Source organism: Vibrio splendidus, from assembly GCF_001557875.1.
Classification (GTDB): Bacteria; Pseudomonadota; Gammaproteobacteria; order Enterobacterales; family Vibrionaceae; genus Vibrio; species Vibrio splendidus_F.
This window is the reverse complement of sequence record NZ_LNRF01000016.1, coordinates 1-19,319: the sequence shown is the minus strand read 5'-3', so window position 1 is coordinate 19,319 and position 19,319 is coordinate 1. Positions and strand designations below refer to the sequence as shown.

Here is a 19,319-nt window from a genome sequence, read left to right as displayed (position 1 = left end):
ATGAGTAACCAACAAGCTTGCCCTGGTTGTGGCTTCACTCACCAATGTATTTGTCATCTGATACCGAGTGTTGAAAGCCAAATCGATCTTGTACTGCTCACTCATGAGAATGAACTGTCGCGCGATACCAATACCGGAAAGCTGCTTCAGAAATCCCTTCAACAGTGTCAGCCCGTTGTATGGCAAAGGAAAACACCACCAGCAGAGCTAATGGCACTGCTTGAAGATGAAACACGACAACCTTTTCTGTTGTTCCCAAGTGATAAAAGCATCGAGTGTCAGCAAGCTGTGACAACCAAAGCCCAGAGTCGAAAACCACTATTCATTATCTTAGATGGCACATGGCAAGAAGCGAAGAAGATGCTTAACAAAAGCTCGTGGTTACAAGCCGTTCCACAAGTCCACCTCGACATAACCTGTGAATCTTCATACACCTTGCGCCGAAATCAAGACAGCGGCCACTTGTGTACTTGTGAGGTAGGCATTGAGTTACTCAAGTCTTTAGGTGAGGGTGAACCTGCCAAACTCATTGATGACTACTACCAACATTATCTAAAAGTCTTCCACGCCGATAAGTGTGGGCACGCTCTCAAATAGACCAAGCAAGAGCGCGGGAAGATAATAAATAGATACTGAAAACAAAAAGGGTGAGCCATAAGCTCACCCTTTTTACATCGTACTTTCGTTATTGAACCAACCAGTGTTTCACGTGAAACGCTGCTCCATCAAAACAAACGCTGAGGTTGACCAAAGTAATACCCTTGCAGGTAATCGACCCCCATGTCTTCAGCAATACGACACACCTGCTCGTTATGAACGAACTCAGCCACCGTCTTAGCATTCAGAATCTGGCATAAGCTCACTAACTGCTGAGCGATCTTGCGTTGCTTTTTATCTTTATCAATATTGCGAATCAAACTGCCATCAAGCTTGATCACCTGTGGCTCTAGCTTCAATATCTCATCAATATTCGAATAACCCGAACCAAAGTCATCGACAATAATATTCACACCAAGATCGCGGAAGTGATTACACACCTCAATCAAACGACCGTAATCCTGAATTTGTTCCGTCTCTAACACCTCCAAGCCAATACGCTGTGGGTGACTGATTTTCTTGATGGCTTGCTCAAGGTGAAGAATGGTTTTCTCATTGCTGAAATCTTGTGGCGCTAAATTAATTGAGAACGAATCGGTTCGCTGACTCATAAAATCGAAGGTGCGCGTTATCATCTGACGACTGAGGCGTGTATAGAGATGGGTTCCTTCAATGATTGGCAAGAACTTACCCGGTGCAATCAACTGACCGTCCTCTTCAATTCGAACCAAACACTCGTAGCTCTCTACCTGATGGCTATGCGCCGAAACAATCGGTTGAGAACACGCCACAATATTCTGATTAAGCACAGCGCGACTCACGCACGACAGCCAACCAAGTTGTTCTTGGCGATGCTTCTCCAGTTGAATTAACGTCTTAGCACTCACTAGGTGTTTGTTCTGGCTGACGGCGCTGCGCCTCGCATCAATCGCCTTCAATAATAAGTCATCAATAGAGGTCGTTGGGAAATCTCGACGGCTGGCAATACCCGCACAGATAGACACCGACAAGTAATCAATATCGGGTAAACCGGTAGGTTCGAAATTTACATGCTCGGTTTGATCGGCAAACTCCGAGAATCGCTGATGAATATGTTCTTGGTTCGCCCAGCTATCAAACACCACTGCCCACTCACCAATACCGATACTGTAGAGCTGACATCCCTCATCAAAGAACTGCCACAATGCCTTTTGAAAATACTCACTCAAGTCATGCAGAAGCTTGTCACCCACTCGATACCCGTACTTTTCATTGATCTGACCAAAGGTCGTGACCTTCAAAGCTAACAAGTGGCTATCACTGCTCATCTTCGACAGCTTCTCACGCAACACACTTCGATTAGGCAAGCCAGTACGGTGATCTATTCGGTAGCTCGCCGTTAATGCGGTGGCTTGTTGCTGAATCTTACTCGCCATGCTGTTGCTCATGTCATCGACATCAAGCAGTGCATTTCGGATCAATGAAAACAGAGGGGATATATTGGTCGCGGGTTGTGTATCTAATGGCAATACCACCTTACCCTCGCCTTCTCTCAATGCGAGGTAAGTGAGGCTATGGTGCAAGATTCGCTGTTGGCCATTCTCTTGATAGAGTTCTCCCATGCAGTACACGCCATGGCTGTCGGCCAGCTTCTGGAAAACCTCAACCTCTTGGTTGCCATCAATAAAGTCGATGCGAGAGATACAGTTATAGATAAAAAACTGTTCCGGCTTATGAGAGGCAAGCTGTTGAACCCCTAGTCGGACCTGCTCAAGGGTCAATGAGGGGTGGTCATAACAAAACCGGACCTCATCACCCACTTGGAATTGGCCACTGAACTCTATCTCTCCACATTCAGTCACCTTGAGCGGTAAGTGAATCCTTTGCTCTTTCGGATCACCAACCATCAAAGGAAAATTATGCAGTTGCTCAAAAGGCAACTCAAGGCCATCAGCGAGGTAACGATTGTAGAGCTCACGAACAGGTATACCATCCAAATCAACCAACCGGTTATCTTGAGCACCTGTTACTCGGAAAGTCCGGCCAATCGGATTCCATTCAGTGTAGTAACCCTTAGCGATGGAGAGCTCTACACTGTGCAGCGCCAACATCACATAAGCATTCTCATAGCAAATGCCATCTAGCATCACCCACCGTCCATTATCTGTGATGGTCGATGCACCGCCACAGATAGGTAATAAATGTCTCGACTGCTCAAACGCTGAAAATAGATCTCGGTTATTTATCTGCAAGCGGTCTGCAAAACAGAGGATGCTTTTAGTTTTGGTATTACACTCAAGCTGCTGCCACATCACGTGGCTATCGACCAATGGTTGTTCGCTATATTCGACAACACCACAAGAGTAAGACGTCGCGTCAAAGCGGGTAACAATCAGATAAAGACCTTGGTGCAGGATGACGCCTTGGCTGATGTAGTGGTTAGCACTGCAACCAATCAGTTTGGCATTGGGGAAAGTCGATTGAATCACTTGGCAGGCAGCCACAACAGAACCTTTCTCGAAAGACGAAAACACCTGAATTAGTAGGCTTTCATGTTGATGAAAATCTATCTTTTCCAATTCACGTTGGGTTTGCTCAATGTCTTGTATCAGGAGAGAAGTCGACTGCATATTCACATTAATCGCTAGGTTAATGATTTGTTATTGTGCTTATTATAGATAAGGCTTGCACGGAATACTTACAATCATCTTATAAATAATGTGACGTTAGTTAGACATCACTCATTCCACCACAAAGCAGACATCAATGATGATTGAGCATTTTCGAAGCCAGCCGGCATGAGGACTCATAAGTTTTAAGCACTAAAACAATCGCTTAGGCTCACCAAAGTAATAACCCTGCAGATAATCGACACCCATTTGTTCTGCTATCTCACAAACCTGTTGGTTATGGACAAATTCAGCAACCGTCTTAGCATTGAACACTTGGCATAAGCGAACCAACTGAGAAGCGATATTTCTTTGTTTTTGGTCTTTGTCGATATTACGAATCAAGCTACCGTCGAGCTTAATAATCTGTGGCTCAAGCTTAATGATCTCATCAATATTGGAGTAACCAGAGCCAAAATCATCAACAATGATTCTCGCCCCGAGTGCACGGAAGTGATCGCACACCTCTATCATGCGGCCATAATCCTTGATTTGCTCAGATTCCAAAACCTCTAAGCCAAGTCGAGTGGGATCGTTCATACCACTGATCGCAGCCTCGAGCACCTCAAGCGTCTTGTCACTCAACAAATCTTGCGGGGATAGATTGATAGAGAACGAACTCTGTTTATCCGCCATATAACCGATAGTGCTCTTAATCATATGTCGGCTAAGGCGTGTGTAGAGGTGCGTGTCGGCAATGATAGGTAAGAACTTTCCTGGTGCCACAATGGTACCGTCCGACTCCATGATTCTGACTAAACACTCTTGGCCAATCATTTCGTGAGTGCCCGATTCCACAATCGGTTGAGAGTAGGTAATGATGTTCTGATCTAAAATCGCACGGCTCACACAGCTCAACCAACCGAGCTGCTCTTTGCGGTCCTCTTCGCTCACCTGAATGTCTTTGGCATTGGTGATGTGGGTATTGTTCCGCACCCCATAACGTCGAGCTTCGATCGCTTTCAATAAGATCTCGTCACCGCTGTCGGTTAAGAAATCACAACGACTAGCAAAGCCGCCACACAGAGAAACTGACAGGTAATCAATATCAGCCAAACCATATGGCTCAAAATTTATGTGTTCGATGTCATCGGCGAACTCAACGAAACCTTCTTTTATTTTTGTACTACCAACACTGGCGTTAAAGATAATCGCCCACTCTCCGACCCCAATACTGAACAGCTCAACCTTCACGCGAGGCTCTTTCACGACACGAAGCTGCAATCGCTCAATAAAGTGATTAGACAGGTCAAGCAGTAACTGATCACCCACCTGATAGCCGTATTTTTCGTTAACTTGATGGAAATTCGTGAGCTTTAACGTGAGTAAGTGTTCACTAAATAGAATCGTATTGAGGCGCTCCTTCAGTACAATACGGTTCGGTAAGCCAGTGCGTGAGTCAATGCGATAGCTCTCGGTTAAGCGACGCGCTTGTTGATGGAGTTTTTTCTCCATCTGGGTATTCATACTGTCGAGATCAGCGACTGCATTTCTGACAAGGTTAAGCAATGGCGACACTGTTGAGCCACACTGAAAATCTTCACAACGAAACTCTTTAACCTCGTCAGACTCGCGCATAGCGATATAAGTCAGGCTGTGGTGCAGTATCTCTTGGCGGTCTTCATTGCGGTATAGCTCACCCATGCAGTAGGCACCACATGTATTCACTATCCCTTCAAATGGCTTGAGCTCAAGTTTACTATCGATAAACTCAAGTCGAGATACACAGTTATAGATGATCACCGATTCAGGCTGATGCATGGCTAGCATCTCGGCACCGTGACGCACCTTTTCCGCGGTCAAAGAGGGGTGGTTATAACAAAACTGCGCCTCTTCACCGACATGCCAAGGGCTATCAAACTCGATACTGCCATCATCATTAATACGTAGAGGTGTTGAAATACCCTTCTTTCTGCCAAGTTCTCGATAAAGTGGAAAGCTCATCAGTTGGCTAAAAGGAAGGTCTTTGCCATCCGCAAGGTAATGTTTGAATACTTCAATCGCCGGCTTGTCATTCAACGCGTATAAACGATTTCCGACCGCATGTGTGACTCGCAGTTTCATCCCAATTGGGTTCCACTCAGAGTACGCATCCGACCAAACCTTCAATCTTGGGTTAGCCAGAGCCACAGCAACACAGGCGTGCTGGTAGGTTTGCTCGTTATACATAACCCAACGGCCAAATTCATTCTCATGACACAGTCCACCAGCAATCGGCAATGCGTAAGGCAGGTTTTCAAAAGCGCTATAGATCGGGTAATCACGCCCTTCGACTTGATCGCACAAACTGATAACCGTTTTGGTGTCTTCGGTAAGGTGCAGTTGCAAAGCTAAGTCTTGGCTATCTTGATTTGGATTACCCGTAAAAGGCTGGACTGCTGAGGTTAGATGGGTTTCGTTGAACTCACTGATGATGACTAAGGTGCATGCACTTTCAAGGCAATTATCACAGATAACATGACGAGCACTCTGACCAATTAGCGTCGCATTGTTTAAACGATTGAGAGCGACACTCGCGATTTGACGAGCTAGATCTGAAGATTGAGCTGAGAAAATTTGAATAAGGTACTGTTTGCTGTCACACCATTCTCGCTGATCAAGTTGAGCTCTAAACAACGCCTCAGTATTTGCGAGAAATGTAAATGTTTGCATGCCAACCCTTGTTCAAATTCTAATGGAGTAGAGAACCCGCAACCACTGCTATGACTGAAATGAATCGATAAAAAGTAGCCGCCAATTATCCTAGCCTAATCAGGCTTTTATAGGCGACTAATGTAACAATTCACTATCATAAATGCGACACAATAAGCTTACCAAGCCATTAAATTAGTCGCATAAGATCGCTAAGTTGGTCTATTTCAACATCAGGGAGCACGCTCGCCTTCGAAGAGAGGTATAAATTGGAACCAGTGTCATTAAACCAGCACGCTTGGAAGCCATTTTGCTTGGCTCCATAGACATCCGTTTTAAGGTGATCACCAACATGAAGAATATTCTCAGCATCACAACCTAGGTGTTGCTGAGCTTTTTCAAACATATCTGGCCAGGGTTTAGCTCTTCCATCAGGACCGGATTTAAGGATTAATTGAAAGTACTGCCCTAAGCCAATTTTGTGTGGGTCGACATTACCATTAGTAATCGCAACTAGAGGAATACGTTGACTAACCTCAGTCATCACACGATGCGTTTCGTCAGGAACATTGACTTGATTACGTAGCCATAATGCATGCTCAATACCTTCTCGAGCCGCTTGTTCTGCTTGCTGCTGAGAATAACCCAATTGCAGCAAACCACTTTTTATCTGAGTTTCACGCCATACGGTGACATCATGTTTCAAAGCTGGGTTTTCAGAGGCGACTTGCTGCTTAATGCCCTGCCACTCTTCGAGCGATAAAGAAGCCGACACTGGGTGCTTTTGATAAAGCCACTGTGCCATCTCCTTCTCAACCTTCATGATCACAGGCCAGTTGTCATACAGGGTGTCATCTAAGTCAAAGGTCATGGCTTTGATGGGCTTTAACCCTCGATAAATTCGCATAGTAAACCCTTAAATCTAATCTTTGTTCTTCTTACGCGCTCTCGGGTGAGCCTGATCATAAGCTTGTGCTAAGTGTTGGAAATCTAAGTGGGTATAAACTTGGGTCGTAGAGATGTTTTCATGGCCAAGCAATTCTTGAACAGCACGAAGGTTTTGGCTCGACTCCAGCACATGCGTTGCAAAGGAGTGACGCAGTTTATGCGGGCTGATGTGGCTCGCGACAGATTGCTTCTTACCCCACTCTTCCATACGTTTTTGCACGCTTCGATGAGAAATACGAGTCCCTAACTTCGAGACAAACAGTGCGGTTTCACCCGGTGAAGCCAACTCACCACGAACTTTAAGCCATTTATCGACCCACTCTTTAGCTAAACCAGAAAAAGGCGCTTTGCGTTCTTTATCGCCTTTACCGATGACTCGGATTTCACCCTGGCGACCCAACACATCTTTGAGGTTAATACCGACCAGTTCTGCCAGTCGTAACCCAGCGCCATACATCACTTCCATCATAGCTCGGTCACGAATCGACAGTGGATCATCCTCGTTAACATCAAGCAACTGTCCGACCTCATCAACATCGAGGTTTTTAGGCAGAGGGCGCTGTTTACGTGGAGCAGAAACACCTTTGGCTGGATTAGCCGTCATTTCACCACGCAACACAAGAAAATCAAAGAAACTGCGCAGTGAAGATAAGCGTGTTGCAATACTGCTTGCTTTCATTCCCTCACGCATGCCTTTACTGGCAAGTTGTCTTACCCACGCAGCATCGACCTGGCCCCAATCCTTTAGCCCTAGCGTGACTAAATGAGCGGCCATAGTTTCAAGTTGTTGTTTGTAATTACGTTGAGTGTGTAGGCTGAGCCCCTTCTCGCTTCTGAGATACTCATAGAAGCGAGAAAGTGGCTTTTGAAGGCTGTTAGGAAGAGGTATTTTGGGCTCTAGGCTCATTATTTATCTGCCAAGGTAAGGTGTCCGCCAAATGAGCGACAACAAGTGCTAAATGACGTAAAAAGAGCGTATCCATATGGGGTTGGAAATGTCCGCCATCTTCACTAGAAAAGGCGAGCAACCCCAATGGAGACTGCTTAGCAAGCGGTAGTACTACATAAGAGCCTAGCTCTGGAACTGGATAATCACCAAACAAATCGTGTCTGTCGGCTTTTCTCAAACGCCCAAGATAAGCATCTTTGCCATTGAAATGGTTAAGCGAAAACTTAGAGTAACCCTCAGCACTTAAAGGATAAAAACCCGATTGTGAAAGAATTCGAACATGAGCCTTAAGCCCAAGGTCTAACGCTTTTTGTTCAACGGCCTTTATCACCTGCATGAAGTCACTGCATTTCAGCACTTGCGCTTGCAGATCCATAAACTCATAGAAGGTTTTATCGTTATTTGCCGCCAACGACATCAAGCCAGTGATCTCTTCTTCAAGCTCTTCGATTCGATGACGCTGGCGTTTAAGCTGAATCTCAACTAGAGAAACAGCGCCCTGCTCAACGTTATTGATAGCAAGGCGATCAACCAAATCTTTTCGGTCTTGGAAAAAATCTGGGTTATCACGTAAATATTCCGCGACCACTTCTGCGGTGAGTGCGTCAGCTTCAACGTAAGACAAAACCTATCCTTTATTTTTATGAATCTATTTGTTTTGGGTCGTTCTTAGCAAGAAAGTTGACCATCAAACACATGCGTTGCAGGGCCTGTCATAAACAGAGGTTTACCCGGGCCTTGCCAGCTAATGTGTAAGTCACCGCCTGGTAGACGAACCTTCACATTCTCAGCCAGTAAGCCTTGAGTGATACCAACGGCAACTGCGCCACACGCTCCGCTGCCACATGCCTGAGTTTCACCCGCGCCACGTTCGTAAACACGCAAACGAACTTCTTCACGGCTAACCACTTGCATAAAACCAGCATTAACACGCTCAGGGAAACGTTCGTGTGATTCAAGAAGCGGACCTAGGGTGTCCACATCAGCAGTATCGACATCATCAACGACAGTAACCACATGTGGGTTGCCCATGCTTACCGCACCACAGAACAAAGTATGTACATCCGTTCTCAGGATATACGTCTTCTCTGGCTGTTTTGCCTTGAATGGAATCTTACCTGGTTCGAACTCAGGAATACCCATGTTCACAGTGATCAGGTCATTCTCTTCAATTTTGAGAACCATTTTACCTTTCTTGGTGCTGACGTTGATACTGTACTTATTCGTTAAACCTTTCATGCGAACGAATCGTGCAAAACAACGAGCCCCATTACCACACTGCTCCACTTCACTGCCATCCGCATTGAATATGCGGTAATGGAAATCAGTTTCAGGATCATAAGGAGCCTCAACCACAAGTAGCTGATCGAAACCCACACCAGTGTGACGATCCGCCAAACGGCGGATCAAATCTGGAGAAAAGAAAATATTTTGAGTAATGCAGTCCACGACCATGAAATCATTGCCCAAACCATGCATTTTAGAAAAGTGGAAGTGCATAACGCTTAAAATTACTCCGGAAGAATGTTTTCAAGTTCCCACAGACTCGCAAGCTCTTCACGCTGACGAACCAAATGAGTTTTATCGCCATCAACCATCACTTCAGCCGCACGCGAACGAGTGTTGTAGTTAGATGACATCGCGAAGCCATAAGCGCCCGCAGAACGAACTGCTAGCAGATCACCTTCTTCAAGAACAAGGTCACGATCTTTACCTAGGAAGTCACCCGTCTCACAAATTGGGCCAACCAAATCGTAAGTCACGGCTTCACCCTGTCTCGGGCTAACTGGAACAATATCTTGCCAAGCTTGGTAAAGCGCTGGACGCATCAGGTCGTTCATTGCTGCATCGATAATGGCAAAGTTCTTGTGTTCGGTTGGCTTGAGGAACTCGACTTTTGTTAATAATACACCAGCGTTAGCAGCAATCGCTCTTCCAGGCTCGAAAATCAGCTCTAGATCAGAATGATTCTCTAGGCGAGCCAATAAGGCTTTCGCGTAATCTGAAGGCTGTGGTGGCAGTTCATCACGGTAAACCACACCCAATCCGCCACCGACATCAAGGTGTTTGATGTTGATACCATCAGCTCGTAGTTGGTCGATCAGTGCAAGCAGGCGATCGGTAGCATCGATGAAAGGTTCGATATCCGTTAGCTGAGAACCAATGTGGCAATCAATACCATGAATAGACAAGTTATCGAGTGTTTGTGCAAACGCATAAACGGCTGGAGCACGGTCGAAAGCAATACCAAACTTGTTATCACGCAGACCAGTAGAAATATAAGGGTGAGTGTTGGCATCAACATCTGGGTTGATACGTAATGAAATTGGCGCTTTAACACCAAGCTCACCAGCAACTTTATTCAGTCGCTCAAGTTCTGGCTCAGACTCTACGTTGAAACACTTAATGTTCAACTCAAGTGCGCGCTTCATTTCAGCGGCTGTTTTACCGACACCAGAGAACACAACTTTTGCCGGATCGCCACCAGCAGCTACTACACGCTCTAACTCACCGCCAGAAACAATGTCAAAACCTGAACCCAAACGAGCCAAAGTATTCAACACGCCAAGGTTCGAGTTAGCTTTAACGGCATAACACACCAAGTGCGGATGCTCACCAACCGATGAGTCAAACGCGTTCCAATGACGTTCTAATGTTGCACGAGAGTATACATATAGCGGCGTACCATATTGCTCTGCGAGTTGTGAAAGTGCGACGTCCTCAGCCCAAAGCTGGCCATCTTCCTGATAGTTGAAGTAATCCAAAGTTCTTATCCCTTATAAATAACGATTTCTGCGTGTTTCACTTATTGTGATTGTTCAGTCTGCTGAACTTCATCAGGATCGTATAACGGACCCGTTTGACCACAACCAGAAAGTCCAATAACGGACACCATAAACAGAGCGGTAATTAATTTTTTCATTTTGCATATCGTGATTATTAACTCAATGCCCCCTATAATCGCACCACACTCAAGAAAAGCAATAGGATAGAAAGGATGAACGAGACTGAATTTCATCAGCTGGTCGATATACAGATGCAAAACATCGAAGAAGCTATCGATGAATCAGAGGCAGATATCGATTACGAAGTGACTGGTAACGTAATGACGCTCGAGTTTGAGAACCGCAGCCAAATCATTATCAACCGCCAAGAACCAATGAAAGAAATCTGGTTAGCGTCTAAATCTGGTGGCTTTCACTTCAAGCTGATCGATAACAAATGGACATGTTCTAAGACGGGCATGGAGCTGTTTGAGATGGTTAAAGAAGAATGCGTGAAGCACGCAGGTGAAGAGATTGATTGGGTCTAATCATTTGTAAGCAAAACTAAAAAGGAGTGAATCAATCACTCCTTTTTTAGTATCAATCAGTCTAAATAACCTAAATATTGACTATCTTTGAGCTCCGAGAAGCTAAAGTTGCATCGTTACGATAAGGCACAACGTAAGAGTTGCCCTCTTCTGGGTGAACGATTTGGTAGTACTGAGGTAGATTAAAGTTAATCAACTTAGACGACATCTTCGACTCATCTTTTACCGATGTGTAGAAAGAATTCACGTTCGCGATCATCTCATCTTTTTCACCATTGTACTGGTGATACACCTCTACTTGATTCGACTCGTCCAGTACATAGATATTGAAACCTTTATCGGTATCTTCAAAGAAGAACTGAATTAAACCCTCACTCGCAAAACCATCCACCACTTCTGGCAGTTGATACTCCTGCTCTTTATCGAGCATCAGCAAAGGTGAACCCTTCAACTTATTGGTTGAGATACTACGGTAGAAATCAACCGAGTTTTCCAACATCTGTACCGATACACCACGACGCTCGAAGAACAGACCAAACATCTTATTAGCTAAACGAATAGCCTTAAAGCGGCGACGCTTCTCTGGTTCAATCGGTTTCAATCGTAAGTCGATACACTCAGCAAGCAGTTGATACACCATATTACGCATCACACCACGCAGGTTTTTGCTGTAACAGAACACATCAACCGACTCTGGCGGCAACGCATCTTGGTGCATTTTGCCAAGTACCGTCTTAAGCGCATCCAGCATCGCCGTATCACCTTGGAAATGCAGCGTACGAACTTCGTGCCAAGAGTTACGATAAACCAAATCAACACTGCCGACTAAGCTCTTACCTTCTTCACCAAAGCTGAAGATATCCGCATTCTTGAGATCCACTTTTAATGCACGACCACTTAACTCAGAAGTCGGATCATTTTCAAAGTTGATGAACATCGCCAACTGGCTAATCTCACATGGGCTCGCCAGGGCCTGCATACTTGGGCGACGCTTACGCAAAGAAAACGTATTGCGCAGGTCGCTCACCATTTGATAAAACTTATCGATATCAATGTGAGCGTCACGAACCACTGAGTGCAAACGCGTCGACTCAGTAATCAAGCCATTAAAGAATGACCAAGCAACCAACTTACTCAAGTACTCATGGTGCTCAAGAGAAGGCTGGCCAAGAATACGATGTGCTACCAGCGGCTGCTTATACAGGTACCAGCCGGCTTTATTCGACTGACCCTGACGAACTTCGATGAAGCTCAAGTCGGGTTCATGCAGATCCGGAGAGATTTGTGGGTTCAGTAGCGTCACTTTACCAGGCAATACCTCAAACGCAGCGTAAAGTTTACGTGCCAAGATACTGATATCTTGTGGGCTGATGGCTGAAGTGATGTCATTACGACGCGCAAATTGAATCAGGTTACGGTAGCTCAGCATCAAGGCATCAAGCAGTGCATGGTGCACCACTTTAACCTGCTCAACCTTCCAGTTACGGCGGTTATCGAGCTCAGCAATGGTTTCATGTCCCCAATTCCAAGACTTAGTCATCTCAGTCAAGGCTTCACGACGCCATGCAACAGAACCAATGCCAGCTTCGCGTGACAACTTCTCGTGAGTCTTTAGGTAGAAACAACGTCTTACCAAGTCCAATCGAGTGTGGTCGTTAATGCGTTCTAGATAACGAGTTACCTTCTCAAGCATCAGATAGTAACTATCCATGCCATACAGATCCGGTTCATCCGCAAAGAAGCGACGCTTGGTATCAATACTCAGCAGTTGGGTGTTTGGGTATTCCCATGAATAGGCTTCTAACAGGATCGCCTTTAACACCGATTTATACGGTGAGTCGATACTCTTATAGAGCTGCCATAGATTTGAACCAAAGTACTCTTCAGCGGGAATACGATTTAGCTTACCGAAATCGATCCACTGCGAGCAATCAAGATAGCCGTCCTGACATAAACCTTGAACATACTCGTCGTAGCACTCTTCCATTTCAGGCGGAATGATTTGCCACAACAGGCGCTGGCCCGCTAAGCGAACTGCAGAACGGTAGAACTCGTCAAGCAATAGTAAGTGCTGTGAAGAACCACAGTTATCACCGGTCATCTCTTCTGAATGGTTCGAACGGAAACGCTCTTCATCCATCAAGAAGAAGTTAGCTTCCACGCCTAAGGTTTCAGCCCAATCGGTAATCAGCAAACATTTGTTGGTAAGGCTATCACGAGATGCGCCATCCATATCTGGAGACACACATACCCAGATATCAAGATCACTTGAGGTACTTTGGCCAATAGAAGAGGTGCTGCCCATGGTATACAGGCCAAGAATTGCGGGCTCCGCAGACTCGGTTAGCTTGCCACCTAAAGTAAGTTCAGTATCAGAGACAAATTGCTTTTGGAATTCATTAAGCGTGAAGCTACGAATTCCAAAAGGAACTTGTTGGTCATAATAACCCGGCATCATCGGGTGGTTGAAGTGAAGCAGTGCGGGAATAAGGTTGAAAACTCGCTGGCCTTGCACATTCATCAACGCCAACGCACGATCAATGCGCTGCTGATTTAGATTGTCTAATCGTTGAATCAAAGTTTGAGTGTAAGCCTGCAAGGTAAGTCCTTGGTTTGAGGTTAAGTGCAGTTCTGTTTAGTTACTGAACGAAAGCAGCAACAAAACGTGATCAATTTAACACTTTTACCCTTAGTGGTAAAGCAAAGGAATCTGTCATACTGGTCAATTCCTTGATGACAGAAAGTTAAACTCACGGCGCCGTAGTGTCCTCTTTATTGACTATTTCTAATAATAGCCCATGTTTCAAATGAGATACCAATCACACTATTTTGGTGAACTAATGAAAATCTCTCAGCTATCAAAGTATCGAATGATCAAACAGTAAGAATTCTCGCCTCATAATGGTAGGATTAGGCTATTACAGAACCTATATCGGAACCACCATGACAAATTCAGCACCAATCCGTATCGCTACCAGAAAAAGCCCTCTTGCCCTTTGGCAGGCATACTTTGTAAGGGATGCACTGCAAGCTGCTCACCCTGGTTTAGAGGTTGAGTTGGTAACTATGGTGACCAAAGGTGACATCATCCTCGACACTCCGCTTGCTAAAGTGGGTGGTAAAGGCCTGTTCGTTAAAGAACTTGAAGTAGCAATGCTAGAAGGTCGTGCTGACCTAGCAGTTCATTCAATGAAAGATGTCCCAGTAGACTTTCCAGAAGGTCTAGGTCTGGTGACGATTTGTGAACGTGAAGATCCTCGTGATGCTTTCGTTTCAAATACCTACAACAATATCGACGAGCTACCACAAGGTGCTGTCGTGGGTACATGCAGCCTGCGTCGTCAGTGTCAATTACTTGAGTCTCGCCCGGACTTGGTCATCAAAGAGCTGCGCGGCAACGTTGGTACTCGTCTAGGTAAACTCGATGATGGTCAATACGATGCGATCGTACTGGCTGCTGCTGGCCTTAAGCGTTTAGAGCTAGAAGAGCGTATTCGCAGCTTCATCGAACCAGAACAGTCTCTACCTGCTGTAGGCCAAGGCGCTGTTGGTATTGAGTGCCGTCTAGATGATGAACGTCTAATCAAGCTTCTTGAGCCGCTGAATCATAAAGACACGGCTGATCGTGTACTTTGCGAGCGAGCAATGAACCTTACTCTAGAAGGTGGTTGCCAGGTGCCTATCGGTAGCTATTCACTATTAGATGGCGACAACATCTGGTTACGTGCATTAGTTGGTGAACCGGACGGTTCTAAGATGGTTCGTGGTGAGATCTCAGGCTCTCGTAAGGATGCTGAAGCGCTTGGCGTGACTCTGGCAAATCAATTGCTGGATGATGGTGCAAGAGAAATCTTAACCAAACTCTACGCTGACCAAGAATAACCATGACAGTGTTGGTGACTCGTCCCGGTTCAGAGGGACAATCGCTTTGCCAACAACTAGCGGATGAAGGGATTCAAGCAATCCATCATCCGCTGATTCGTATCGTGGATAATCCAAACTCTTCGGATTTAAACACCCAACTTAATAACAGCGATATCATTATTGCAGTCAGTCACCATGCCGTGACGGCTGCCCAAAACATCCTTTCGAAAACCTCATCCATTTGGCCCACTTCGCCGCTTTATCTTGGCGTTGGTCAAAAAACTGCACACGTTTTAAGCAAAGTCTGTAAACAAAAAGTAAACTACCCTCAAGTTAGTGATAGTGAACATCTTCTTAAACTTACTGAACTTAATGGCGTAGAAAATAAGTCCGTTTTGATACTACGTGGTAATGGTGGGCGTGAGCTCATTAGAGATTCCCTACTCAATCGAGGTGCACAAGTCTCTTATTGTGAGACCTACCGTAGAGAATATATTCCCATTAGCGACCACAATACCTATCAAACATGGATAAACAAAAAAGCGTCCAAAGTTGTCATCACTAGTCAGGAACAATTGGAGTATCTCTGCTCAATTACCCCTGATGAGTATTTGGCTTGGCTTTCAACAAGACATCTATTTGTCCCAAGCCAGCGCATTGTAGAACGAGCACAACAACTCGGTTTTTCGAACGTGACCAATACTCACAGTGCTACGAACCAAATATTACTGGCTGCTCTCCGGCCCTAGCTAGAAACAGGAAATAAGCATGACAAGCAAAAAAAATAATGAGCATATTGAACCTGAAAAGAAACAAGACACTCAGCCAGTAGTTATTGAAAACGAAAAAGCTGACTCTACAGAGACAAAACAATCTGAACAGAAGCTCGATGCCTCTGCCTCAAATACCGCTAATAATGAACAGCCTCAAGCTGAGCATAAAGAGCAAATAGAGAAAGCAGAAAAGCAAGGTAAGCGCGGTGTCAAGCTAGGTACTATTGCGATCGCTATTTCTATTATTTTCAGTGGCGGTATCGCATTTCAAATGCAGCAAAAGAGTGCTGAGTACTCAGCTCAAATCGCCGCTCTTCAAGCACAGCTTCAAAATACCCAATCTGCAGTAAATAAAGACCTACAAACCATCAAGCAAGAGACTATCCAAGAAGCGTCACACGCGGTGGAGAAAACTCAGGTCGTACAGTCTCAACAGCAGAAGAGTATTCAAAGCCTGCAGTTAGCAGTGGCTGACGTTAAAGGTCGCCGCCCGAATGACTGGTTACTTGCCGAAGCCGATTACCTTGTGAAACTAGCAGGACGTAAACTGTTCCTAGAGCATGATGCCGTTAGCGCAACCAAGTTAATGGAAAGTGCCGATCAACGTATCGCAGCACTAAACGACCCTAGCTTAGTGTCACTGCGTCAATCAATGACCAATGACATTACCAAGCTTCGCACTATTCCTCTGATCGACCGTGATGGCTTAGTTCTACGCATCACAAGTCTTCAGCAGCAAGTCGATTCGCTGCCACTTGCCAATGCTATTCTTCCAGAAGCCGCAGTTGTTGATAAAAAAGCAGTATCGCAAGATATTAATGATTGGCAAAACAACCTGATGACGTCGATGAAAGACTTCTCAGAAAACTTCATCACATTCCGCAGTCGTGATGGCGAAGTTATCCCTCTACTATCTCCTGAGCAACACTTCTACCTGCGTGAAAACATCAAAGGTAAATTAGAAACCGCGATTCGCGCCGTCTACAAAGAGCAAGGTGAACTGTATAGCGCAGCTCTTAATACCGCTAGCGAGTGGTCGAAAGCGTACCTAAACCAAGATAACAACTCAGTGATTGAATTTGAGAAAGCGATTAAACAGTTAAGTGAACAGAACATCTCTGTGAAATACCCTGTAAAGCTTGAGTCTCAGAATGAGTTATCAGATGTGATACGTGAGCGCCTACGACGTGAAGTCACAGTTATGACCACGGAGGAAAAATAATGATTCGTTGGATTTTTCTTTTTCTCGTTCTCGGTGCTGGGTTAATTGTTGGTACTCAGTTCTCTGGTCAACAAGGCTACGTTCTAATCTCAATTGCGAATAAGACCATTGAGATGAGCGTGACAACACTGGTTATCTTTGTTATTGCTCTTCTAGCTGCTCTGTTCGGCTTAGAGTACTTGTTTAAAAAGCTTATGTACGCAAGCTCGACAACTTGGAACTGGTTCAGTGTTCGTAAACTGAAACGTTCTCGTCGTTATACCAACGAAGGCATCATCAAGCTGCTTGAAGGTGACTGGAAAAACGCTGAGAAGAAGGTAACTCGTTGGGCTAACCATCACGACATGCCTCTACTTTGTTATTTAGTCGCTTCTCAAGCGGCGCACGAACAAGGTAATACACGTGAGCGTGATAAGTACATCGAGCTTGCTAGCCAACAGGACGACTCCTTACTGGCGGTAGAGCTAACTAAAGCAAAACAACAGATCAGTGAATCAAACTACGAAGCCGCATTCGATACACTTTCTACCTTAAAAGGCACATACCCTAATAACACTGCTGTACTTGGCCTGTTAAAAGCCACCTATATGCAACTTAAGTTATGGCAGCCATTGCTAGAATTAACGCCGAAGTTAGTAAAGAACAAACTTCTAACAGCTGATGAGCAACGTAAATTAGAACAGAAAGCACAATGTGGTTTACTTCATGATGTCGCGCAACAGCAAGGTAGCGAAGGTTTAATTAGCCATTGGAACAAGCTTTCAAGAAAGCAGAAACAAAGTTCACACCTTGTATCATGCTTTGTGAAACAACTGATCGCTCGTAAAGCTGACACAGAAGCGTTCACAGTGATCAAAGAGAACATTGCAAAGAGTGGTTCAAATGAGCTCTACATGTTGCTTCCAGAGCTGAACCTAGCCGATCACCACCCAGTAGTGGTCATGCTAGAACGTGCAATCAGTAAAGACAGTGGTAATGCCGAAGCACACAGCGCGTTGGCTCAGTTCTACCTAAGAGAGCAGAAGTGGGCAGAAGCACAAAGCCACTTTGAGAAAGCGCTAGCACTTCGTTCAAATGTTTCAGATTACGGATATCTATCCGACGCACTAGAGAAGCAAAACTTAACGAAAGCAGCTCACGAGGTTTCTCGTAAAGCGCTCGCTCTAGTTCAACCCGCTTAACTCGAAGCGACTCAAACTAAGCCGATGCCTAGCATCGGCTTTTTTATATCTGTTGTTTATCCCCAGATAACCTCAACAATACTTATAAACCATAATCTATCGAGCCCTTACCCTCCCAACGCCACCAAACCTAGTGCACAACAGTAACTATGAAATAGCGTAATAAAGCCTCCCAAACACACGGAGAACTACTTTAATTGTGTCTGTATGTTGTTTTGCGATTTTTATAAACAAGCTCTTAGAAGAGTTCGAGAGGAGTCAGAGAAAAGTGACACCTTGAAAGTTAAGAGTAAATGGAGATCCCCCTGAGAGAAGACGTTTAAAAATATTTATCCGCAGACAAATAGCCACTTTAAATAACGCTGAATTAACAATTAAATTGCCATCAATGTTCCAACTATAAACCGTTATAACCGGGGACTTCACGTAACTGCCCGTAGACTCACCTATTAAGTAGAAGAGATATAACAAGAGTTACTGACCAACAAAACCTTGTTATTAGAATCAAGGCATCTTTATCAGCCAGTTCAAGTTAATAGGAAGTAAAGCTTTCGGAGACGGATAATAAAACTCAGATATCGGAAACGACGAAAGCCTAGTCGTCAGACTAGGCTTTCTAATATGTGCCGAAATAGCGAGGGGACTTAATGCAGATTTGCCCACTAGGGACAAAACCCTAACGGAGCTCATTCTTCTGGGGTAACCACTTTTCTTCAAATGTAAAAAAGCCCTGCTATTGCTAGCAGGGCTTTTCTAATAAGTGGCGGAGTGGACGGGACTCGAACCCGCGACCCCCGGCGTGACAGGCCGGTATTCTAACCAACTGAACTACCACTCCGCAGTGGAATACTTGTCGTCGCTGACAAGTGTTCAAATTTAAAGCCTGGCGATGTCCTACTCTCACATGGGGAAGCCCCACACTACCATCGGCGCTATTGTGTTTCACTTCTGAGTTCGGCATGGAATCAGGTGGGTCCACAATGCTATGGTCGCCAAGCAAATTTTAAAATTCGGAAAGCTTATCTAAAAGTCTATCTCTTCAAACTCATTCAAGGTCTGTCTTTGAGTCCACAAAACCCCTTGGGTGTTGTATGGTTAAGCCTCACGGGCAATTAGTACAGGTTAGCTCAATGCCTCGCAGCACTTACACACCCTGCCTATCAACGTCGTAGTCTACGACAACCCTTTAGGAC

The 19,319-nt window shown here is 45.1% G+C and carries 15 protein-coding genes, 1 tRNA gene and 2 rRNA genes; 6 read left to right on the top strand and 12 right to left on the bottom strand.

Annotation, left to right across the window (positions count from 1 at the left end):
- Positions 1 to 597, top strand: a complete 597-nt coding sequence (locus ATB74_RS22495; RefSeq protein ID WP_061019788.1) for a tRNA-uridine aminocarboxypropyltransferase — start codon at positions 1 to 3, stop codon at positions 595 to 597.
- A gap of 128 nt (positions 598 to 725) precedes the next feature.
- Here the strand turns inward: ATB74_RS22495 and ATB74_RS22490 are convergent, their stop codons facing one another.
- The 8 genes from ATB74_RS22490 to lptM all read right to left on the bottom strand — a co-directional run bounded on the left by ATB74_RS22490 (position 726) and on the right by lptM (position 10,696).
- Positions 726 to 3,206, bottom strand: coding sequence for a bifunctional diguanylate cyclase/phosphodiesterase (locus ATB74_RS22490; protein WP_061019787.1), 2,481 nt, complete (start codon positions 3,204 to 3,206; stop codon positions 726 to 728).
- A 192-nt stretch (positions 3,207 to 3,398) separates the two neighbouring features.
- Positions 3,399 to 5,897 carry a bifunctional diguanylate cyclase/phosphodiesterase gene (locus ATB74_RS22485; protein ID WP_061019786.1) on the bottom strand — a complete coding sequence of 833 codons (2,499 nt, stop codon included), beginning with the start codon at positions 5,895 to 5,897 and terminating at the stop codon, positions 3,399 to 3,401.
- Between the two features lie 169 nt (positions 5,898 to 6,066).
- Positions 6,067 to 6,783 (bottom strand): 5-amino-6-(5-phospho-D-ribitylamino)uracil phosphatase YigB, encoded by a 717-nt coding sequence (yigB, locus tag ATB74_RS22480; RefSeq protein WP_061019785.1) that lies wholly within the window; start codon positions 6,781 to 6,783, stop codon positions 6,067 to 6,069.
- Between the two features lie 15 nt (positions 6,784 to 6,798).
- Positions 6,799 to 7,731: a tyrosine recombinase XerC gene (gene xerC, locus ATB74_RS22475; RefSeq protein ID WP_061019784.1), complete on the bottom strand. Its 933-nt coding sequence runs from the start codon at positions 7,729 to 7,731 to the stop codon at positions 6,799 to 6,801.
- On the bottom strand, positions 7,700 to 8,398 hold the full coding sequence (locus tag ATB74_RS22470) for a DUF484 family protein (RefSeq protein ID WP_061019783.1): 699 nt from the start codon (positions 8,396 to 8,398) through the stop codon (positions 7,700 to 7,702). Before ATB74_RS22470 ends, xerC begins: the two co-directional genes overlap by 32 nt.
- A gap of 44 nt (positions 8,399 to 8,442) precedes the next feature.
- Positions 8,443 to 9,273 carry a diaminopimelate epimerase gene (dapF, locus tag ATB74_RS22465; protein WP_060983632.1) on the bottom strand — a complete coding sequence of 277 codons (831 nt, stop codon included), beginning with the start codon at positions 9,271 to 9,273 and terminating at the stop codon, positions 8,443 to 8,445.
- An 11-nt stretch (positions 9,274 to 9,284) separates the two neighbouring features.
- A complete protein-coding gene (gene lysA / locus ATB74_RS22460; RefSeq protein ID WP_061019782.1) occupies positions 9,285 to 10,538 on the bottom strand; it encodes a diaminopimelate decarboxylase in 1,254 nt (417 codons plus the stop codon).
- 41 nt (positions 10,539 to 10,579) lie between these two features.
- Positions 10,580 to 10,696 carry an LPS translocon maturation chaperone LptM gene (lptM, locus tag ATB74_RS24575; protein ID WP_407829960.1) on the bottom strand — a complete coding sequence of 39 codons (117 nt, stop codon included), beginning with the start codon at positions 10,694 to 10,696 and terminating at the stop codon, positions 10,580 to 10,582.
- Positions 10,697 to 10,771: 75 nt separating this feature from the next.
- Here lptM and cyaY point away from each other — a divergent pair, with 75 nt between their 5' ends.
- Positions 10,772 to 11,086, top strand: a complete 315-nt coding sequence (gene cyaY, locus ATB74_RS22450) for an iron donor protein CyaY (RefSeq protein ID WP_060983630.1) — start codon at positions 10,772 to 10,774, stop codon at positions 11,084 to 11,086.
- A 70-nt stretch (positions 11,087 to 11,156) separates the two neighbouring features.
- Here the strand turns inward: cyaY and ATB74_RS22445 are convergent, their stop codons facing one another.
- The gene (locus ATB74_RS22445) at positions 11,157 to 13,685 is read right to left on the bottom strand and encodes a class I adenylate cyclase (RefSeq protein ID WP_061019781.1); all 2,529 of its coding nucleotides are present in this window, start codon (positions 13,683 to 13,685) and stop codon (positions 11,157 to 11,159) included.
- 344 nt (positions 13,686 to 14,029) lie between these two features.
- Between ATB74_RS22445 and hemC the strand changes: the two genes are divergently transcribed.
- The 4 genes from hemC to ATB74_RS22425 are packed head-to-tail and all read left to right on the top strand — an operon-like array spanning position 14,030 to position 18,126.
- Positions 14,030 to 14,968, top strand: coding sequence for a hydroxymethylbilane synthase (gene hemC / locus ATB74_RS22440; RefSeq protein ID WP_060983628.1), 939 nt, complete (start codon positions 14,030 to 14,032; stop codon positions 14,966 to 14,968).
- A gap of 2 nt (positions 14,969 to 14,970) precedes the next feature.
- The gene (locus ATB74_RS22435) at positions 14,971 to 15,699 is read left to right on the top strand and encodes a uroporphyrinogen-III synthase (RefSeq protein WP_061019780.1); all 729 of its coding nucleotides are present in this window, start codon (positions 14,971 to 14,973) and stop codon (positions 15,697 to 15,699) included.
- A 19-nt stretch (positions 15,700 to 15,718) separates the two neighbouring features.
- Positions 15,719 to 16,945, top strand: coding sequence for a uroporphyrinogen-III C-methyltransferase (locus tag ATB74_RS22430; RefSeq protein ID WP_061019779.1), 1,227 nt, complete (start codon positions 15,719 to 15,721; stop codon positions 16,943 to 16,945).
- Positions 16,945 to 18,126, top strand: a complete 1,182-nt coding sequence (locus tag ATB74_RS22425; protein WP_061019778.1) for a heme biosynthesis protein HemY — start codon at positions 16,945 to 16,947, stop codon at positions 18,124 to 18,126. Before ATB74_RS22430 ends, ATB74_RS22425 begins: the two co-directional genes overlap by 1 nt.
- Positions 18,127 to 18,887: 761 nt before the next feature.
- Here the strand turns inward: ATB74_RS22425 and ATB74_RS22420 are convergent.
- The 3 genes from ATB74_RS22420 to ATB74_RS22410 all read right to left on the bottom strand — a co-directional run.
- Positions 18,888 to 18,964: transfer RNA gene (locus ATB74_RS22420), tRNA-Asp, on the bottom strand.
- A 43-nt stretch (positions 18,965 to 19,007) separates the two neighbouring features.
- Positions 19,008 to 19,123: ribosomal RNA gene (rrf, locus tag ATB74_RS22415) — 5S ribosomal RNA — on the bottom strand.
- 94 nt (positions 19,124 to 19,217) lie between these two features.
- Positions 19,218 to 19,319: ribosomal RNA gene (locus tag ATB74_RS22410) — 23S ribosomal RNA — on the bottom strand; the annotation flags it as partial.